We start from the raw sequence: 19,624 nt of genomic DNA, 5'->3' as shown, positions 1-19,624 counted from the left end.
CTCCTACAATGGGGCGGCGTACACCCTGTAGGAGCTGCGGAACGCTGCGATCTTTTGCTTCTAGTTCAATTCAAGCCAGATCGGCGCGTGATCCGATGGTTTTTCCATCCCGCGCAGTTCGTAATCCACTCCCGCATCTTTCACGCGTGGCAACAACCCATGGGACGCCATGATCAAATCAATCCGCAGCCCACGCTTGGGCTCATCCTCAAAACCGCGGCTACGGTAGTCGAACCAGCTGAAACGGTCGGCCACCTCTGGGTTCAAGTGACGGAAACTGTCCACCAGGCCCCAGTTCTTCAAACGGGTCATCCACTCGCGTTCTTCCGGCAGGAAGCTGCATTTACCGGTTTTCAGCCAGCGCTTCATGTTGTCCGGGCCGATACCGATGTCGCAGTCTTCCGGCGAAATGTTCACGTCGCCCATCACCACCAGCGGCTGATCGTTGCTGAACTGGCTTTCCAGCAGTTGCTGCAGATCGCTGTAAAAGCGTTCCTTGGCCGGGAACTTGGTCGGGTGATCGCGGCTTTCGCCCTGTGGGAAATAGCCGTTCATGATGGTCACCGGCACGCCATTGGCATCGGCGAACGTGCCCCAGATGAAGCGGCGCTGAGCGTCTTCTTCATCGGTGGCGAAACCTTTGTGCAGCGCGAGAGGCTCCTGACGCGAGAGCAGGGCCACGCCGTAATGACCTTTTTGACCGTGGAAATACACGTGATAGCCCAGCGCCTGAACCTCGGCCAGCGGGAATTGGTCGTCGTGAACCTTGGTTTCCTGCAGTCCGATCACATCTGGCTGATGCTTTTCGATCAGCGCCGCCAGCTGATGGGGGCGAGCGCGCAGCCCGTTGATGTTGAAGGAGACGATCTTCATGGTCGGCAGTCCTGGCAAAAGGGCGATGCTAGCTGACATGTAGGAATGGGGCCAGTGTGGGGTGAGGGCATTCGTGTTTGTCAGTAAGGGTTGAGTCGTCCGGTCCGGCCTCTTCGCGAGCAAGCCCGCTCCCACAGGGTTCTCGAGCGAACACAAAATTTGTGTACGCCACAAAACCTGTGGGAGCGTGGCTTGCCCGCGAAGAGGCCAGTCCAGTCGATGAAGATCCAGCCTTGGTCTATACCTGTGGGGGAACTGTATTACCACCCAAAGGCTCGTACCAATAAGAGCGCAGTCATTTGAGCTGTGCCCCGGGGAGAAATACCGTTATGCCCGAAACCTCGACCGTCATCGCTGATATTCACATGCTCGACAGCGGCTATTCCCGCGAAGCACGTTCGCTGTTGTACCAGGCTTACCGGCATGAGCCGACGTTCGGCTACCTGTTCGAAGCGGAGCGTCCCGGTTATGAACAGCGGGTCCGTGCCACCGTGCGCGAACTGGTCAAACAACACTTTCTTCAGGACTTGCCGGCCATCGGCCTGCTGGTCAACGACCGGTTGATCGGCATCGCGTTGATCGCGCCGCCGCAACGTCGCCTGGGCATCACTGAAAGTTGGGCCTGGCGTCTGCGCATGGTGCTCAGCACCGGCTTTCGCTGCACCCGACGCTATCTCGAGTATCACGATGCCGTGATGGCTTGCGTGCCGTCCGACTCGGTGCACCTGCTGCCGTTGCTGGGAGTGCATCCGCAATTTCAGGGCAAGCACTTTGGTGAACAATTGCTGCAAGCGGTGCACAACTGGTGCGCGGTGGATGAACACTCCGAGGGTGTGATCCTCGATACTGGGAATCCTCGTTATCTGGAGTTCTATAAGCGTCAGGGCTATGAGGAAATCGGTGAGGTCGCCGTAGGACCAATTCGCGAACACGTGTTTTTCCACGCCAATCCGCAGGTGTTACAAACAGCAACGGCATAAAGGTAGAACTTTCATCGCACGCCAGGCTCTATCACGCTCCCAAGCTCGTGATAGCATCCGCGCCTATGAAGTTTCCAGGAAGAATTACCAGCGGCGTGCTGATGCTGATTACCAGCTGCGCGGCGCTGGCGCAAAGTGAATTGGATGTTCGGATCAAACCGTCCAACGATGAACTGAAAGCCAATATAGAGGGCTATATCGGCAGCCTCGGCGATCGTGACGAGGAAGCCTTGCTGCGCTTCAGTCGTGGCGCCGAAGAACAGGCGCGCAAGGCCGCCCAGGCCTTGGGTTACTACCAGCCGCAGATCGACTCGGATGTGAAGGGCGGCAAGACGCCTCGCCTGGTGCTGAACATCGATCCCGGCGAGCCGGTGCATTTGCGCAACGTCACTATTCGCATCGACGGCCCGGCCGCCTCCCTCAAATCCTTTCGTGTACCCAAAAGCGATGCGCTGAAAACCGGCGCAGTGCTCAACCATGGCCATTACGAAGATGCCAAGCGCCTGATTCAGAATCAGGCCTCGCGCTACGGTTTTTTCAGCGGTTACTTCAGCAGCCAGAAATTGTCGGTCGACCCGCGAGCCGGCGTTGCCGACATCGAACTGATCTATAACAGTGGCCCACGCTATTCACTGGGCAAGGTCAGTTTTGAGGGGGATTCGCCGTTCGACGAAGACCTGCTGCGGCGCATGGTGCCATTCAAGGCGGGCGCCCCTTATGACTCCGAATTGATCGCCGAGCTCAATCAAGCCATGCAATCGAGCGGCTATTTCGAAAGCGTGCGGGTGGATGCGGCGCCGACGGCGTCCAAGAACGACGTGATCCCGGTAGGCGTCAAACTCGAAACGCGCAAACCACGGACCATGGGTCTGGGGCTGGGTTATTCCACCGACGTCGGCCCGCGGGTCAAGGCCAACTGGACCCGGCACTGGGTCAACCCTCAGGGACACAGCTATGGGTGGGAGACCGAAGTTTCGGCGCCTCGGCAGAACGTCGGTGTGTTCTATGACATTCCCCTGGACCCGCCGCTGACCGACAAGCTGCGTTTCGCGGGTGGTTATCAGAACGAAGAAATCGCCGACAAGGACTCCCTCAGCAAACTGCTGACCATCGGCCCCGAGTGGCACAGCAAGCTGCCCAGTGGTTGGCAGCGGGTGGTGTCGCTCAAGTGGCAGCGCGAGGAATACAGGCTCGGCGACGACTCGGGGCTCAGCACGTTGCTGATGCCTGGCGTCAACTACTCCTATCTGAAAAGCGACAACCGTATCGACCCGCACAACGGCTATCGTCTGGAGTTCGCGACCAAAGTGGCCAAGGAAGGCTTGGGCTCGGACACCAATCTGGTCTACGGCACCGCGCTGGTGAAAGGCTTGACCACGGTCTTCGACAAACACCGCTTCCTCGGGCGGGTGCAGGTCGGCGGCAGCGCCACCAACGGCTACAAATCGGTACCGCCGTCGTTGCGCTTCTTCGCCGGTGGCGATCAGAGCGTGCGCGGTTACGACTATCAGAGCCTGTCCCCGGAAAACTCCGAAGGTGACCGCATCGGTGGCCGCTACATGGTCGCCGGCAGCGTTGAATATCAGTACTCCATCGCCGAAAAATGGCGGGTCGCGACCTTCATCGACCAAGGCAACTCCTTCAATACCCTCGAACTGCCGGACCTCAAGACCGGCGTCGGTATCGGCGTGCGCTGGGTTTCGCCGGTAGGGCCGATACGCCTCGACCTGGCCCATGCGATGGACGACGACGGCGGCATTCGACTGCACTTTTCCATGGGGCCTGAGCTGTGAATCGAGGTTTGAAAATAACGCTGCTGGCGATTCTGGCGCTGCTGATGCTGGTCGTCCTGACCGTGGCCACCGTGCTGGGTACGGCAACGGGCAGTCGCTGGGCGTTGGGATTTGTGCCGGGTTTGACCGTCGAGAATTTCCAGGGCCGTCTGGGCGGACAGTGGAGTGCCGACCATGTGCTTTGGCAGCAGGACAGCAGTCGGGTCGAGCTGAACAAGGTGATTTTCGCCTGGTCGCCGCTGTGCCTGGCGCGCATGACCCTGTGCATCGACCAATTGAAAACCGATCAGGTCAGCCTGCAATTTCCGCCCGGCACGGAAGAAGAAAGCAGCGGGCCGATCAGTCTCCCGGATTTGAAATTGCCCCTGGCCATCGAGCTGGGCGATGTCCAGGTCGGCAGCCTGCAGTTCAACGGCAGCGAAGAGCTCAAGGGCCTGCAACTGGCAGCGCACTGGACGGGCAAAGGTTTGCAGATCGACTCGGTGCAATTGCAACGTGATGAGCTCAGCCTGAACCTCTCCGGCCTGCTGCAACCCACCGGCAATTGGCCGCTAAAGGCCGAAGGTAAACTGACCTTGCCCGCGCCGGGCACCGAGCCTTGGACGCTGGCCTTGAAGGTCGACGGCGATCTGCTGAAAACCCTGAACCTGAAAGCCGATAGCAGCGGTTACCTCAACGGGCAATTGACCGGCGAACTGCAACCGCTGGTGGAAAACCTGCCGGCCAAGGTGCGGATCACCGCTGACGGCTTCAAGCCCGGCGCCGATCTGCCGGACACTCTGCAACTCAACCAACTGGAACTCACCGGCGACGGCGACCTGAAAAACGGTTACCAGTTGCTCGGCAAAGCCACGTTGCCCGCAGAACTTGGCCCGGTCGCGTTGTTGCTGCAAGGCAAGGTCGACGCCAATGGCGCTCAGATCGCCGGGTTGGACCTCACGGCCAACGATAAACAAAGCCTAAAACTCACTGGCAACCTCGACTGGAGCAAAGGCTTGAGTGCCGATGCAAAAATCGATTGGCTGGATTTCCCGTGGCATCGCCTCTATCCGCTGATCGACGAGCCAGAAGTAGCGTTGCGCAGCTTCAACGGTGAAGTCTCCTACACCGACGGCAAGTACATGGGGCACTTCAACGCCGCACTCGACGGCCCGGCCGGGGCGTTCAGCCTGACCAGCCCGTTCAGCGGCGATCTGACGAAAATCTACCTGCAACAAATTCAACTCGAAGCCGGGCAGGGCAAGGCCGAAGGGCACCTGAACCTGCAATTCGCCGACGGCATTGCCTGGGACACGGCGCTGGACCTGTCGGCGATCAACCCGGCGTACTGGGTCGCGGAATTACCAGGCATCCTGGCCGGACCGTTGCGCAGCAAAGGCGAGATGAAGAATGAAAAACTCAGCCTGACTGCCGACCTCGATCTGAAAGGCAAACTGCGCGGCCAACCGGCAGTGATCCAGGCCAAAGCCGATGGCGGTGGCGAGCAATGGAATCTCAGCGCGTTGCAAATTCGCCTCGGCGACAACAGCATCAACGGCAAGGGCAGCCTGCAACAGAAGCTCGCCGGCCAGATCGATATCAAGCTGCCGCGCCTGGCCCAGCTGTGGCCGCAACTGCGCGGCCAGCTCAATGGTCGCATCGATGTCGCCGGGACGCTCAAGGCGCCGCAAGGCAAGCTCGGACTGCAAGGCACGCAACTGGCCTTCGAAGATAATCGCCTGCAAAGCCTGAACCTGGACGCGACCCTCGACAGCGCGCAACGGGCCAAAATCGACCTCAAGGGCAGCGGCATTCAGGCCGGTGAGACGTCGCTGGGCACACTGACCGCCAGCGGCCAGGGCGATATCAAAAACCAGAAACTCACCCTCGACCTGCAAGGGCCGAAGCTGAAACTCGCGCTCGGCCTCGACGGCAATCTGGACCAAGGCAATTGGCGTGGGCACCTGGCCAGTGGCGATATCCAGGCCGGCGGTCAAGACTGGAAGCTGCAAGGCCCGGCAAAGCTTGAACGGCTGGCGGACGGCAAGATCAATTTTGGCACTCATTGCTGGACGTCCGGCCCGGCCAGTCTGTGCGGTGAGGATCAGCGCCTGATGCCTGAGCCGAAGCTGCGTTATCACCTCAAACAGTTCCCGATCGACAGCCTGGCGCAGTGGTTGCCCAAGGATTTCGCCTGGAAGGGACGACTCAACGCCGACCTGCAACTGGACCTGCCGGCCAGCGGCCCGAACGGCCAGATCAGCGTCGATGCTAGCGGCGGCACGTTGCGCATCAAGGAGAAGGACCAGTGGCTGGACTTCCCGTACCAGACCCTGAAACTCAACAGCAAACTCACGCCCAAGCGCATCGACACTGACCTCAACTTCGTCGGCGGCAAGCTCGGTGAGCTTATGCTCCAGGCGCAGATCAATCCGTTACCGAAGGACAAGCCACTGACCGGCTCATTCCGTTTGAATGGACTGGACCTGTCGGTAGCGCGGCCGTTTGTGCCGATGGTCGAGAAACTGACCGGACGCTTGAATGGCAGTGGCACGCTCGCAGGTACGCTGCTGGCGCCGCAGGTCAACGGCAATCTGTTGCTCAGTGACGGCGAGATTTCCGGGCCTGAACTGCCGATTGACCTCCAAGCGCTGCAACTTCAAGCCGTGATCGCTGGCGAAACCGTGCAATTGAACGGCGGCTGGAAAAGCGGCAAGACCGGGCAGGGTAGCCTGAATGGCAACATTGCCTGGGGTCAGGCGCTGGTGGTGGATCTGGCGCTCAAAGGCACGCAATTGCCCGTCACCGTCGAGCCCTACGCAAAACTGGAAGTGGTGCCGGACCTGAAGATTTCGGTGAAGGACGACAAACTGGCGATTACCGGCAAGGTGCTGGTGCCGAAAGGCGAGATCACCGTGCGCGAACTGCCGTCATCGACGGTCAAGGTGTCCGATGACACGGTGATCGTCGGCCAGCAGACCGAAGAGGGCAAACCCCCGATGGCCATGGCGATGGACATCGATGTGGTGGTCGGTCAGGACAAACTCAGCTTTGCCGGGTTTGGCCTGACCGCCAACCTGCAAGGTCATGTGCACATCGGCGACAACATGGACACCCGCGGCGAGCTCTGGCTCAACGATGGGCGTTATCGTGCCTACGGTCAGCGATTGACGGTGCGCCGGGCGCGTTTGCTGTTTGCCGGCCCGATCGACCAGCCGTATCTGGACATCGAAGCGATTCGCCAGACCGACGACGTGATCGCCGGTATTCGCCTGACCGGCAGCGCCGAGCAGCCGACCACACAGATCTTCTCCGAGCCGGCGATGAGCCAGGAACAGGCATTGTCCTATCTGGTGCTGGGGCGTCCGCTGAGCACCAGCGGTGAGGACAACAACATGCTCGCCCAAGCCGCGCTGGGGTTGGGGTTGATGGGCAGTTCGGGAGTGACCAGCGGGTTGGCCAAGAACCTGGGGATTCAGGACTTCCAGCTCGACACCCAAGGCAGCGGCAACGCCACCAGCGTGGTGGCCAGCGGCAATATCTCCGAGAAGCTCAGCCTGCGTTATGGCGTTGGCGTGTTCGAGCCGGCCAACACCATCGCCTTGCGTTACAAACTGAGCAAGAAGGTCTACCTCGAAGCCGCCGGCGGCGTGGCCAGTTCGCTGGACATCTTCTACAAGCGGGATTTCTAAGCCCCGCCCCCTCCAAAACCGGGTCGCTGCCTTCGCGAGCAAGCCCGCTCCCACACAGATCACACCAAACCTGTGGGAGCGGGCTTGCTCGCGAAGGGCGCGCTGCGGTCATCGATCCGAAGCAACTTTCCCGCGCCATTTATCAACTAAATAGCAAGCAACCTAACTATTACGTTGACATTCGCTGCCTAGGCAGTAACATCTCGTCATACATTCTCTGCCTAGGCAGCTAATTGGTGGTCAGATGAAACATTTCACCCCAGACGCATTCCACACTTGCCATCTCGGCCTCCTGCTCGGGCGCGCCGCGCTGCTCAAGGACCGGATCATCGACACGCACATGGAACCCCACGGCATCACCGCCGCGCAGTTCAAAGTGCTGATCATCATGGCCCAGTTCGGCGTCGATACCCCGGCCGAGCTGTGCCGTCACCTGTCGCTGGACAGCGGTTCGATGACCCGCATGCTCGACCGTCTGGAACAGAAAGGTTTCCTCGCCCGCCAACGCTCCGAAGCGGATCGCCGTCAGGTTCAGCTGGTGCTGACCGAGCAAGGCCAGCAGTTGACTGACCGCCTGCCGGAGATCGGCGCCGACGCCATGAATGAACTGGCCGGCGCGATCACCCCAGAGGAATTGAAAACCCTCGAACAGATCCTGAAGAAAATTTTGGTGGCAGCCGGTGACTCGATCACCTTGCTGCGGGTAGGTGACAAATGAGCAGTAAAACCTTACGTGCCGGCCTGAGCCTGGTGCTGGCAGCCATGACCCTCGCGGGTTGTGCCAGCTACAGCGGCTTGACGACCGAGGGCAAAAGCCTCGATGCGAAAAACCTCAAGGCCGGGCAATCCCTCAGCGGTGTGACCCTGTCGCCCGCGGCCTGGCCGAAAAGCGACTGGTGGAAAAGCCTCGGCGACCCACAGCTCGACGGCTTGATCCACGAAGCCCTGCACGACAGCCCCGACATGCAAATCGCCGACGCCCGTGCTCACCAGGCCAGCGCCGCCGCCTATGCCGCCGACGCCGCCCGCATGCCAACCCTCGATGCCAGCGCTGGTGTCAGCCGTTCGCGTCTGGCCCGGGATCAGGACCCGAGCGGGCAGGGCGGCACTTATTCCACCGTGCGCAACATCGGCGCCAGTTTCAATTACAACTTCGATCTCTGGGGTGGTCAGCGTGATGCCTGGGAAGCCGCACTGGGCCAGGCCCGTGCTGCCGAAGTCGATCAACAGGCCGCTCAGCTGACGTTGTCCGCCGACGTGGCTCGCGCCTACAGCGATCTGGGGCAGGCGCATATCGTCTACGACCTGGCCAGTGAAGACCTCAAACGCACCAAACAAATGCTCGATCTGAGCCAGCGTCGCCTGAGCTCGGGGATCGACAGTCAGTACCAGTTCCAGCAAACCGAAAGCCTGGAAGCCACCTCCGAAGCCAGCCTGATCGACGCCGAGAAACGCCTGCAAAGCGCGAAAATCGCCTTGGCCGTCTTGCTCGGTAAAGGCCCGGATCGCGGCAATGAAATCGCCCGACCGAAAATTCTTCAGGCCAGCGCCGTCGCGTTGCCATCGGTACTGCCGGCCGAGTTGCTCGGTCGTCGTCCAGACCTGGTGGCCGCGCGTTGGCGGGTCGAGGCCGCGAGCAAGAACATCGCAGCCGGCAAAACCCAGTTCTATCCCAACTTGAACCTCAGCGCTGCCGCCGGTGCCGAATCGTTGTTGGGGGATGCAATGTTTGGTTCGGCGAGCCGTTTCTTCAACATTGCTCCCACGATTTCAGTGCCGATTTTCGACGGCGGCCGACTGCGTGCCAACCTCGATTCCCGCGACGCCGATTACGACCTCGCCGTGGCGCAGTACAACAAAAGCCTGGTGAAAGCCCTGGGTGATGTCAGCGACACCATCAACCAGTTACGCGATATCGGCCGGCAGATCGGCGCTCAACAGCACGCCACCGACATTGCCCAGGATTCTTACAACACCGTGGTCCAACGCTACGGTTCCGGCATCGGCAATTACCTGGACGTGCTCAGCATCGAGCAGCAATTGCTCCAGGCCCAGCGCCAGCTGGCCAACCTGAATGCCGAGCAGATCGACCTGTCGATCCAACTGATGCAGGCGCTGGGCGGCGGCTTCCAGGGCGAATCCCTGACAGCAGCCAACGCAACCCCAGCCACGCAGCACAACTAATTCAAGGTATTTGTCATGGCCACTGCCGATACAGCCCAATCCCCTGACAACACGCAAGACACGAGCAATCCGCGCAAACGCAAAGTCATGCTGATTGTCCTGGCTATCGTGGTGATCCTCGCCGGTGTCGGCGTCTGGGGTTATCACGAATTCTACGGGCGCTGGAACGAAAGCACCGACGATGCCTACGTGAACGGCAACGTGGTGGAAATCACGCCGTTGGTCACCGGCACTGTGGTCAGCATCGGTGCCGACGATGGCGACCTGGTCCATGAAGGTCAGGTGCTGATCAACTTCGACCCGAATGACGCCGAAGTCGGTCTGCAAAGTGCCCAGGCCAATCTGGCCCGCACCGTGCGTCAGGTTCGCGGCTTGTACAGCAATGTCGACGGCATGAAAGCCCAGGTCAACGCCCAACAGGCTGAAGTGCAGAAGGCTCAGGACAACTTCAATCGCCGGAAGAACCTCGCCGCTGGCGGCGCGATTTCCCAGGAAGAGCTGTCCCATGCTCGCGACGACCTGACCTCGGCGCAAAACGCCTTGGCCAACGCCAAACAGCAACTGAAAACCACCAGCGCGTTGGTCGATGACACCGTGGTTTCGTCGCACCCGGACGTGATGTCCGCTGCCGCGCAATTGCGTCAGGCTTACTTGAACAACTCCCGCAGCACCTTGATCGCGCCGGTCACCGGTTATGTCGCCAAACGTTCCGTGCAACTGGGCCAACGCGTCCAGCCGGGCACCGCGTTGATGGCGGTCATTCCGCTGGATCAGCTGTGGATCGACGCCAACTTCAAGGAAACCCAACTGCGTGACATGCGCATCGGGCAGCCAGTGGACATCGAAGCCGACCTCTACGGCAGCGACGTGAAGTTCAGCGGCACCATCGACAGCCTCGGCGCCGGTACCGGCAGCGCGTTTGCCCTGTTGCCGGCGCAGAACGCCACCGGTAACTGGATCAAAATCGTCCAGCGGGTGCCGGTGCGGATTCACATCAACGCCGAAGAACTGGCCAAGCACCCGTTGCGGGTCGGCCTGTCGACTCAGGTCGATGTGAACCTGCGTGACCAGAGCGGCCCGGTGCTGGCGCAACAACCGCCGCAAAAGGCCTCGTTCAGCACCAACGTCTATGACCGTCAGTTGGCCGAGGCCGACGCGATGATCACTCAATTGATCCACGACAACAGCGCCGCGGTCAGCAAAACCGTCCAGCGCTGATTCGCCATCACACCGACCCTGTGGGAGCGAGCTTGCTGGCGATGGCGGATTTACATTCAACATCTTTGTTGATTGATCCACCGCTATCGCGAGCAAGCTCGCTCCCACAAGGTCAGCTGCGTCAGTAACAGGCGCTGCGCCAATCAGGTTCCAAAGGATTCGCGATGAGCAATAACGCCTCTTTTACGCCGCCCAGCCTGTTGCTCAGCACTATCGGCCTATCGCTGGCGACCTTCATGCAAGTGCTCGACACCACCATCGCCAACGTGGCGCTGCCGACGATTTCCGGCAACCTGGGCGTGAGTTCGGAGCAGGGCACTTGGGTGATTACTTCGTTCGCCGTGAGCAACGCCATCGCGCTGCCGCTGACCGGTTGGCTCAGTCGGCGTTTCGGCGAGGTGAAGCTGTTTCTCTGGGCGACGATTCTGTTCGTGCTGGCTTCGTTTCTGTGCGGTATCTCGACCTCGATGCCGGAGCTGATCGGCTTTCGGGTGCTTCAAGGTCTGGTGGCGGGTCCCCTGTACCCGATGACTCAAACGCTGCTGATTGCCGTCTATCCACCCGCCAGGCGTGGCATGGCCCTGGCGTTGCTGGCGATGGTCACGGTGGTGGCGCCGATTGCAGGTCCCATCCTCGGCGGCTGGATTACCGACAGCTATAGCTGGCCGTGGATCTTCTTTATCAACGTGCCGATCGGTGTTTTCGCGGTGATGGTGGTGCGCCAGCAACTCAAGGCGCGGCCGGTGGAAACCAGTTACCAGCCGATGGATTACGTCGGTTTGATCACCCTGATCATTGGCGTCGGCGCGTTGCAGGTGATCCTCGACAAGGGTAACGACCTGGATTGGTTCGAGTCGAACTTCATCCTCATCGGCGCGGCCATTTCAGTGATAGCGCTGGCGGTGTTCGTGATCTGGGAAATGACCGACAAACACCCGGTGGTCAATCTGCGGCTGTTCGCTTACCGCAATTTCCGCATCGGCACCATTGTGCTGGTGTTGGGTTACGCCGGGTTCTTCGGGATCAACCTGATCCTGCCGCAATGGCTGCAAACCCAGATGGGTTACACGGCGACGTGGGCGGGGCTGGCGGTGGCGCCGATCGGTATTCTGCCGGTGCTGATGTCGCCGTTTGTCGGCAAGTACGCACACAAATTCGACCTGCGATTGCTGGCCGGCCTGGCGTTCCTGGCGATTGGCTTGAGCTGCTTCATGCGTGCCGGGTTTACCAACGAAGTGGACTTCCAGCACATCGCTCTGGTGCAGCTGTTCATGGGGATCGGTGTGGCACTGTTCTTCATGCCGACCTTGAGCATTCTGATGTCGGACCTGCCACCAAGCCAGATCGCCGACGGCGCGGGCCTGGCGACGTTCCTGCGGACGTTGGGTGGCAGTTTTGCGGCGTCGCTGACGACCTGGATCTGGATTCGTCGGGCCGATCAGCACCACGCCTATATGAGCGAAAGCATCAGCACCTATGAGCCGGCTACCCGCGAGGCGCTTAACAGCCTGGGCGGAGCGAGCAATCCGGCGTATGCGCAACTGGATCATGTGCTGACCAGTCAGGCGTACATGCTCTCCACCGTGGATTACTTCACGTTGCTGGGGTGGGCATTCATGGGCTTGATTGTGCTGGTGTGGCTGGCGAAACCGCCGTTTGCGGCGAAGGCGGGGCCTGCTGCCTCCGGTCACTAAGTCAAACACAAGGAATTTGTGCCGGGCCGAAAATTTGATATTGGCGTAGGACCCATGTGGGAGCGAGCTTGCTCGCGAAAGCGATCTGACATTCAACATCTTCGTCGAATGTTAAGCCGTCTTCGCGAGCAAGCCCGCTCCCACAAGGGTTTTGAGTTCGGTAGTCAGTTCGCAGGTGCTGCCAGCTGCGACGGCGGGGCGAAGTCGAACGGAGCAAGCGCAAACCCGCTCTCATCCACCTGCAATGCCCACCCCTGACGATCCCAATCCCCCAGCACAATACGTTTGGCCGCCTGTTCGCCAATCTGCAACTTGTGAATGGCGGGGCGATGGGTATGCCCATGGATCAAGGTCTTCACGCCATAGGCCTGCATGATCCGCGGCACTTCTTCCGGCGTGACATCCACAATGTCGTTCGCCTTCATCCGTGTTTGCGCGCGGCTTTCATTGCGCAGCTTGCGCGCCAGTTTATGGCGAGTCCGCAGAGGCAAGTGCCGCAGGATGAACAGGGTGATGGGGTTACGCAGGTAACGACGCAGCTTCATATAAGCCTCGTCGCGGGTGCAGAGGCTGTCGCCGTGCATCAACAGCACCGGCTCACCGTAAAACTGCACGACACTCGGGTCTTTCAACAACGTACAGCCGGCCTGTTTGCAGAAGGCCTGGCCGAGCATGAAGTCGCGATTGCCGTGCATCAGAAAAATGGCCGTGCCGCTGTCGCTAAGATCGCGCAGGGCCTGGCAGATGGAACGCTGGAACGGCGTCATGGCATCGTCGCCAATCCACGCCTCGAAAAAGTCGCCCAGGATGTACAACGCACTCGCCGAGCGGGCGCGTCCGGCGAGCAAATCCAGAAACGCCCGGCTGATGTCCGGGCGCTCCTCTTCCAGATGCAAGTCTGAAATCAGCAGTATCACTCAATGATCTCGGCTTTCTCGATGATCACGTCTTCTGCTGGTACGTCCTGATGGCCGGACTTCATGGTGGTGGAAACACCTTTGATCTTGTCGACCACGTCGGTGCCTGCAACGACTTTGGCGAATACCGCGTAGCCCCAGCCCTGAGTGGTCTTGGCGCTGTGGTTCAGGAAGCTGTTGTCAGCCACGTTGATGAAGAACTGGGCGGAAGCCGAATGCGGCTCCATGGTGCGGGCCATGGCAACGGTGTACTTCTCGTTCGGCAGGCCGTTGTCGGCTTCGTTCTGGATGCTTGGGCGCTTGTCTTTCTTTTCTTTCATGCCTGGCTCGAAACCGCCGCCCTGGATCATGAAGTTACCGATGACGCGGTGGAAAACAGTGTTTTCGTAGTGACCGGCTTTGACGTACTCGATGAAGTTGGCCACGGTGATCGGGGCTTTCTCAGCGTTCAGTTCCAGGACGATGTCGCCATGGTTTGTTGTCAGTTTGACTTGGGTCATGATCGGTACTCTTTCTAATAATTCGTGGGTTTCGGGGCGTTGAAGCCCTCAACCGGTCCGGCCAATTTTGGCCAAGATGCGCAGTTTAGCGTGCCGGGCGCGAATTTCGAGGCTGTTTTTCATTTGCATCCGATTAAATGCAGCCGTTTTTTGCCCTGCGCTGTCAGCGACTTGACGGCATCGGCTATGATAAGCCCCTTTGTTTTAACCGCCGCTTTGATTTGGCCAACTGGCCGCGCACTTGTACGTTCAAGGATCCTATGAGCAAGCCCACTGTCGACCCTACCTCGAATTCCAAGACCGGCCCTGCCGTGCCGGTCAATTTCCTGCGCCCGATCATCCAGGCGGACCTGGACTCGGGTAAGCACACGCAGATCGTCACCCGTTTCCCGCCTGAGCCCAACGGCTACCTGCACATTGGTCACGCCAAGTCGATTTGCGTGAACTTCGGCCTGGCCCAGGAATTTGGCGGCGTCACGCACCTGCGTTTCGACGACACCAACCCGGCCAAGGAAGACCAGGAATACATCGACGCGATCGAAAGCGACGTCAAATGGCTGGGCTTCGAATGGTCCGGTGAAGTGCGCTACGCCTCGCAGTATTTCGACCAGTTGCACGATTGGGCCGTTGAGCTGATCAAGGCCGGCAAGGCCTACGTCGATGACCTGAGCCCTGAACAGGCCAAGGAATACCGTGGCAGCCTGACCGAGCCGGGCAAGAACAGCCCGTTCCGCGATCGCTCCGTGGAAGAAAACCTCGACTGGTTCGCCCGCATGAAGGCCGGTGAATTCAAGGACGGCGCACGCGTGCTGCGGGCCAAGATCGACATGGCCTCGCCGAACATGAACCTGCGCGATCCGATCATGTATCGCATCCGCCACGCTCACCACCACCAGACCGGTGACAAGTGGTGCATCTACCCGAACTACGACTTCACCCACGGTCAGTCGGACGCCATCGAAGGCATCACCCACTCGATCTGCACCCTGGAGTTCGAAAGCCACCGTCCGCTGTACGAGTGGTTCCTCGAGAACCTGCCCGTGCCAGCGCAACCGCGTCAGTACGAATTCAGCCGTCTGAACCTGAACTACACGATCACCAGCAAGCGCAAGCTCAAGCAACTGGTCGATGAAAAGCACGTTCTTGGCTGGGACGATCCGCGCATGTCCACGCTGTCCGGCTTCCGCCGCCGTGGTTACACGCCGAAATCGATCCGCAACTTCTGCGAAATGGTCGGCACCAACCGTTCCGACGGCGTTGTCGACTTCGGCATGCTCGAATTCAGCATCCGTGACGACCTCGACCACAGCGCCCCGCGTGCCATGTGCGTGCTGCGTCCGCTGAAAGTCGTGATCACCAACTACCCGGAAGGTCAGGTCGAGAACCTCGAATTGGCATGCCACCCGAAAGAAGACATGGGCGTGCGTGTTCTGCCGTTCGCCCGTGAGCTCTACATCGACCGTGAAGACTTCATGGAAGAGCCGCCAAAAGGCTACAAACGTCTTGAGCCGAACGGCGAAGTGCGTCTGCGCGGCAGCTACGTGATTCGCGCCGACGAAGCGATCAAGGACGCCGATGGCAACATCGTCGAACTGCGTTGCTCCTACGACCCGGAAACCCTGGGCAAGAACCCTGAAGGCCGCAAGGTCAAAGGCGTGGTGCATTGGGTGCCGGCAGCGGCCAGCGTCGAGTGTGAAGTGCGTCTGTACGATCGCCTGTTCCGTTCGGCCAACCCTGAGAAGGCCGAAGACAGCGCCAGTTTCCTGGACAACATCAACCCCGACTCGCTGCAAGTCCTCACCGGTTGTCGTGCTGAACCCTCGCTGGGCAATGCACAGCCGGAAGACCGTTTCCAGTTCGAGCGCGAAGGTTACTTCTGCGCGGATATCAAGGACTCGAAACCAGGTCATCCGGTGTTCAACCGTACCGTGACCTTGCGTGATTCGTGGGGCCAGTGATTCAAGGAACCTCTACCGTGCTTTCGATCTACAACACGCTCACCAAGAGCAAAGAAGTTTTCAAGCCGCTGGATGGCAACAATGTGCGCATGTACGTCTGCGGGATGACTGTGTACGACTACTGCCACATTGGCCACGGCCGCAGCATGGTCGCGTTTGACCTGGTGACCCGCTGGTTGCGGTTCAGCGGTTACAACCTGACCTACGTGCGCAACATCACCGACATCGAAGACAAGATCATCAATCGGGCCAAGGAAAACGGCGAGCCGTTCGACGCCCTGACCGAGCGCATGATTACCGCGATGCATGAGGACGAGGCGCGCCTCAACATCCTCAAGCCGGACATGGAACCGCGTGCCACCGATCATATTCCGGGCATGCTGAGCATGATCCAGACCTTGATTGACAAGGGTTACGCCTACGCTCCGGGCAATGGCGACGTGTATTACCGCGTCGCCAAGTTCATGGGCTACGGCAAGCTGTCGCGCAAAAAGATTGAAGACCTGCGCATTGGCGCACGGATCGAAGTTGACGAGTCCAAGCAGGACCCGCTGGACTTCGTGCTGTGGAAAGCCACCAAGCCGGGCGAGCCGAGCTGGGAATCGCCGTGGGGCGACGGTCGTCCGGGCTGGCACATCGAGTGCTCGGTGATGTCGACCTGCTGCCTCGGCGAGACCTTCGACATTCATGGCGGCGGCAGCGACCTCGAGTTCCCGCACCACGAAAACGAAATCGCCCAGAGCGAAGCAGCCACCGGCAAGACCTACGCCAACGCGTGGATGCATTGCGGCATGATTCGCATCAATGGCGAGAAGATGTCCAAGTCCTTGAACAACTTCTTCACCATTCGTGACGTGCTGGAAAAGTACCACCCGGAAGTCGTGCGTTACCTGCTGGTGTCGAGTCATTACCGCAGCGCGATCAACTATTCGGAAGACAACCTCAAGGACGCCAAGGGCGCACTCGAGCGGTTCTACCACGCGTTGAAAGGCCTGCCGAGCGTGGCGCCGGCTGGCGGCGAAGCCTTTGTCGAGCGCTTCACCCAGGTGATGAACGACGACTTCGGCACGCCGGAAGCTTGCGCGGTGTTGTTTGAGATGGTCCGCGAGATCAACCGTCTGCGTGAGAGTGATCTTGATGCGGCGGCAGGTCTGGCGGCTCGTTTGAAGGAATTGGCCAGTGTGTTGGGTGTGTTGCAGCTTGAGGCTGATGATTTCCTGCAGGCCGGTGCCGAAGGGCGGGTTGATGCGGCTGAGGTTGATGCGCTGATTGCTGCGCGTCTGGCGGCTCGTGCTGGTAAAGACTGGGCCGAGTCCGACCGTATCCGCGACCAGCTCACCGCCATGGGTGTGGTGCTGGAAGACGGGAAGGGCGGGACGACCTGGCGACTGGCTGACTGATTGCTGCTTCTGTTACAGACAAAACCCGCCTTGTGCGGGTTTTTGTTTTTGGTTTGTTCGCGAGTGCAGCGGTGTCTGGGCAGGCGCTTTCGCGAGCAAGCCCGCTCCCACATTGGATCTTCGCCATGTTTGAGTTGTGTGTACGACTCAATTCCCCTGTGGGAGCGGGCTTGCTCGCGAAGGTCTCAAACCGAACACCGGCAGTGCGGCCTACGCGTCACTCGGACTGGCGCAACCGCTTGTAAAGGGTATTGCGGCTCACCCCCAACCGCCGCGCCAAATGGGAGATGTTCCCCCCAGCCGCCTGCAACTGCCGATTCAAATCCTCGGCATCATTCAAATCCACCGCCAACGGCTCCGGTAAATCCACCGGCTCCATCTCCATATCCACAAAAAAATCATCCGGCAAATGCTCCGGCCGCACCGGTTGTTCCTCGGCCATGGCCAGCGCTACCTGCATCACGCTGCTGACCTGGCGCAAATTCCCCGGCCACGGGTGGCGCCCGAACAACTCCAATACCTCTCTGCTCAAACCGGCCCATTGGCTCGGTTCGCGGTGCTGTTCCCACAGGCGTTTGAACAAGGCCGCTTTATCACTGCGTTCTCTTAACGGCGGCAGTTCCAGGGTCAAACCACCAATCCGGTAATAGAGATCTTCACGAAACCGCCCGAGTTGCACCTGTTCGCGCAACGAGCGGTTAGTTGCCGAAATAATCCGTATATCCACCTGGAACAACTCGCTGCTGCCCACCGGTTGCACGCAACGCTCCTGCAACACTCGCAGCAGTCGAGCCTGAGTCGGCAACGGCATATCGCCGATTTCATCAAGGAACAGGGTGCCTTTGTCGGCCTTGCGGATCAGCCCGATGCTGCCTTTCTGGTTGGCACCGGTGAACGCGCCTTTTTCGTAGCCAAACAGCTCGGACTCCACCAGTTCGGCGGGGATGGCTGCACAGTTGACGGCGATGAAGGGTTTTTTGCTCCGGGAACTGGCCTGATGCAGGGCTTTGACGAAGACTTCCTTGCCGACTCCGGTTTCGCCGTGGATCAACAACGGAATGTCTTTTTCCAGTAACCGCTCGGCCTGGCGCACGGCTTTTTCCACGCGGCTGTCACCGAAATGCAGAGTGTTGAGGCTGATCGCTGCCGGTGTCGCCACCGTGGGTTCCGCAAACAGCCGCGCCTGAATCACTGTCTGTTTCGGCCGCTTCAACAGGCACTGGAAGCGGTTGCGTCCCGAGGTTTGCAACGCGAAGGGCAGGCCGTCCGGCTGGTTCAACAACTCCAGCAGCGAGACTTTGAACAGGCTTTCGACACTGACCCGCGACAAGCTGATGCCCAGCAGATTGTCGGCCCGGCGGTTGGCGGACAGCACCTGACCGGTTTCGTCAAAGATCAGCAGCCCGGCCCATTGACTGTCGAGGTTGTTCAGCCCGGTGTTGAAGGTCAGTTGGAAATGCTGGCCATGGAACAGGTTGAGGATCAGCCGGTTTTCCACGGTCTGACTCATCATCTTGACCATGCCGAGGGTGTGGGACGGCGGCAGGTAGCTGTCGCTGGACACATCCAGCACCGCGATGACTTTGCGTTCGGCATCGAAAATCGGTGCGGCGGAACCGGTCATGAAACGGTTGGCCTTGAGGAAATGTTCGTCGTGCTCGATGTGCACCGCCTGCTCGCAGGCGAGGGCGGTGCCGATCGCATTGGTGCCGCTGCAGCGTTCCATCCAGCTGGCACCGGCGCTGAAACCGCGGGTCAGGTTCGGCTCGATAAAACGCTGGGTGCCCCAGGACGTCAGCACCTGGCCCTGATTGTCGGCGAGCATGATCAGGCAGTTGGAGTTGCTGAGGATGTTCTCGTAGTACGGCAGGACTTCCTGGTGAGTGGTTTGCACCAGTGAGTGCTGGCTCTCCAGCAATTGCGCAATGCCCTCGGCCGGCAACTGATCGAACGCCGGGGCGCTCTGATGATTGAGACCGAACGCGCGGCAGCGGGACCAGGAGTCCTGGATGATGGCGTCGTGGGAGAGCGGCAAGGCGGGTGCGGCCATGGCAGTCGATCTCTGAGCAAGCTTTTATTGTTTTTATGGGTTTTGCATCACGCTGGTTTCGCCTCGGCCCCCTGTAGGAGCTGCCGAAGGCTGCGATCTTTTGATCTCGATCTTCACAAATGTCACGGGCGCCAAGATCAAAAGATCGCAGCCTTCGGCAGCTCCTACGGGGACCGTGAACGGTGTGTAGAGTGTTGTTCACTATTGTTCATTGTCAACCGCCGGGTTGTTCAATTGTTCAGTCGCGGTTGTTCATTTCTGTTCAGCAACGAACTCGGTTTTTCTTCCACTTCAAGGATTCTCAAGCCGGATCAACGGCTTGCAATTTCTGGCACGAATGTCGCTCTGTAGCTCTGGTCGCTTGACTCCAATAATAAAAAGGCCGA

The 19,624-nt window shown here is 59.7% G+C and carries 13 protein-coding genes; 9 read left to right on the top strand and 4 right to left on the bottom strand.

Annotated elements, in window-relative coordinates:
- Window positions 1-60 precede the first annotated feature (60 nt).
- Window positions 61-873, bottom strand: a complete 813-nt coding sequence (gene xthA / locus E3W21_RS27330) for an exodeoxyribonuclease III (protein WP_134422676.1) — start codon at window positions 871-873, stop codon at window positions 61-63.
- A 329-nt stretch (window positions 874-1,202) separates the two neighbouring features.
- Between xthA and E3W21_RS27325 the strand changes: the two genes are divergently transcribed.
- The 7 genes from E3W21_RS27325 to E3W21_RS27295 all read left to right on the top strand — a co-directional run bounded on the left by E3W21_RS27325 (window position 1,203) and on the right by E3W21_RS27295 (window position 12,413).
- Window positions 1,203-1,853: an N-acetyltransferase gene (locus tag E3W21_RS27325; protein ID WP_046047485.1), complete on the top strand. Its 651-nt coding sequence runs from the start codon at window positions 1,203-1,205 to the stop codon at window positions 1,851-1,853.
- Between the two features lie 65 nt (window positions 1,854-1,918).
- On the top strand, window positions 1,919-3,646 hold the full coding sequence (locus E3W21_RS27320; protein ID WP_134422674.1) for an autotransporter assembly complex family protein: 1,728 nt from the start codon (window positions 1,919-1,921) through the stop codon (window positions 3,644-3,646).
- The gene (locus E3W21_RS27315; protein WP_134422672.1) at window positions 3,643-7,317 is read left to right on the top strand and encodes a translocation/assembly module TamB domain-containing protein; all 3,675 of its coding nucleotides are present in this window, start codon (window positions 3,643-3,645) and stop codon (window positions 7,315-7,317) included. The genes E3W21_RS27320 and E3W21_RS27315 overlap by 4 nt, the downstream gene beginning before the upstream one ends.
- Before the next feature lie 244 nt (window positions 7,318-7,561).
- Window positions 7,562-8,035, top strand: a complete 474-nt coding sequence (locus tag E3W21_RS27310) for a MarR family winged helix-turn-helix transcriptional regulator (RefSeq protein ID WP_134422670.1) — start codon at window positions 7,562-7,564, stop codon at window positions 8,033-8,035.
- Window positions 8,032-9,501, top strand: coding sequence for an efflux transporter outer membrane subunit (locus E3W21_RS27305; protein WP_134422668.1), 1,470 nt, complete (start codon window positions 8,032-8,034; stop codon window positions 9,499-9,501). Before E3W21_RS27310 ends, E3W21_RS27305 begins: the two co-directional genes overlap by 4 nt.
- A 15-nt stretch (window positions 9,502-9,516) precedes the next feature.
- On the top strand, window positions 9,517-10,719 hold the full coding sequence (locus E3W21_RS27300) for an efflux RND transporter periplasmic adaptor subunit (RefSeq protein WP_134422666.1): 1,203 nt from the start codon (window positions 9,517-9,519) through the stop codon (window positions 10,717-10,719).
- Window positions 10,720-10,883: 164 nt separating this feature from the next.
- On the top strand, window positions 10,884-12,413 hold the full coding sequence (locus E3W21_RS27295) for a DHA2 family efflux MFS transporter permease subunit (protein WP_095128971.1): 1,530 nt from the start codon (window positions 10,884-10,886) through the stop codon (window positions 12,411-12,413).
- Window positions 12,414-12,577: 164 nt separating this feature from the next.
- Here the strand turns inward: E3W21_RS27295 and lpxH are convergent, their stop codons facing one another.
- Both lpxH and E3W21_RS27280 read right to left on the bottom strand, forming a co-directional pair.
- Window positions 12,578-13,330 (bottom strand): UDP-2,3-diacylglucosamine diphosphatase, encoded by a 753-nt coding sequence (gene lpxH, locus E3W21_RS27285; protein WP_134422662.1) that lies wholly within the window; start codon window positions 13,328-13,330, stop codon window positions 12,578-12,580.
- Window positions 13,327-13,830 (bottom strand): peptidylprolyl isomerase, encoded by a 504-nt coding sequence (locus E3W21_RS27280; RefSeq protein WP_033057103.1) that lies wholly within the window; start codon window positions 13,828-13,830, stop codon window positions 13,327-13,329. Before E3W21_RS27280 ends, lpxH begins: the two co-directional genes overlap by 4 nt.
- 260 nt (window positions 13,831-14,090) lie before the next feature.
- Here E3W21_RS27280 and E3W21_RS27275 point away from each other — a divergent pair, with 260 nt between their 5' ends.
- Both E3W21_RS27275 and cysS read left to right on the top strand, forming a co-directional pair.
- Window positions 14,091-15,788, top strand: a complete 1,698-nt coding sequence (locus tag E3W21_RS27275) for a glutamine--tRNA ligase/YqeY domain fusion protein (RefSeq protein ID WP_129436925.1) — start codon at window positions 14,091-14,093, stop codon at window positions 15,786-15,788.
- Between the two features lie 17 nt (window positions 15,789-15,805).
- Entirely contained in the window at window positions 15,806-17,188 is a 1,383-nt protein-coding gene (gene cysS, locus E3W21_RS27270; protein WP_134422660.1) for a cysteine--tRNA ligase, read from the top strand.
- A 217-nt stretch (window positions 17,189-17,405) separates the two neighbouring features.
- On the opposite strand, the gene E3W21_RS27265 is transcribed toward cysS, so the two are convergent.
- Window positions 17,406-19,238 (bottom strand): sigma-54-dependent Fis family transcriptional regulator, encoded by a 1,833-nt coding sequence (locus tag E3W21_RS27265; RefSeq protein ID WP_134422658.1) that lies wholly within the window; start codon window positions 19,236-19,238, stop codon window positions 17,406-17,408.
- Between the last annotated feature and the right edge of the window lie 386 nt (window positions 19,239-19,624).

Origin of the sequence: Pseudomonas sp. F01002 (genome assembly GCF_004402115.1) — a bacterium.
In the GTDB taxonomy this organism is placed as follows: domain Bacteria; phylum Pseudomonadota; class Gammaproteobacteria; order Pseudomonadales; family Pseudomonadaceae; genus Aquipseudomonas; species Aquipseudomonas frigoris.
Note: the sequence above shows the minus strand (reverse complement) of the source record. Positions and strands in the feature narration are given on the sequence as shown.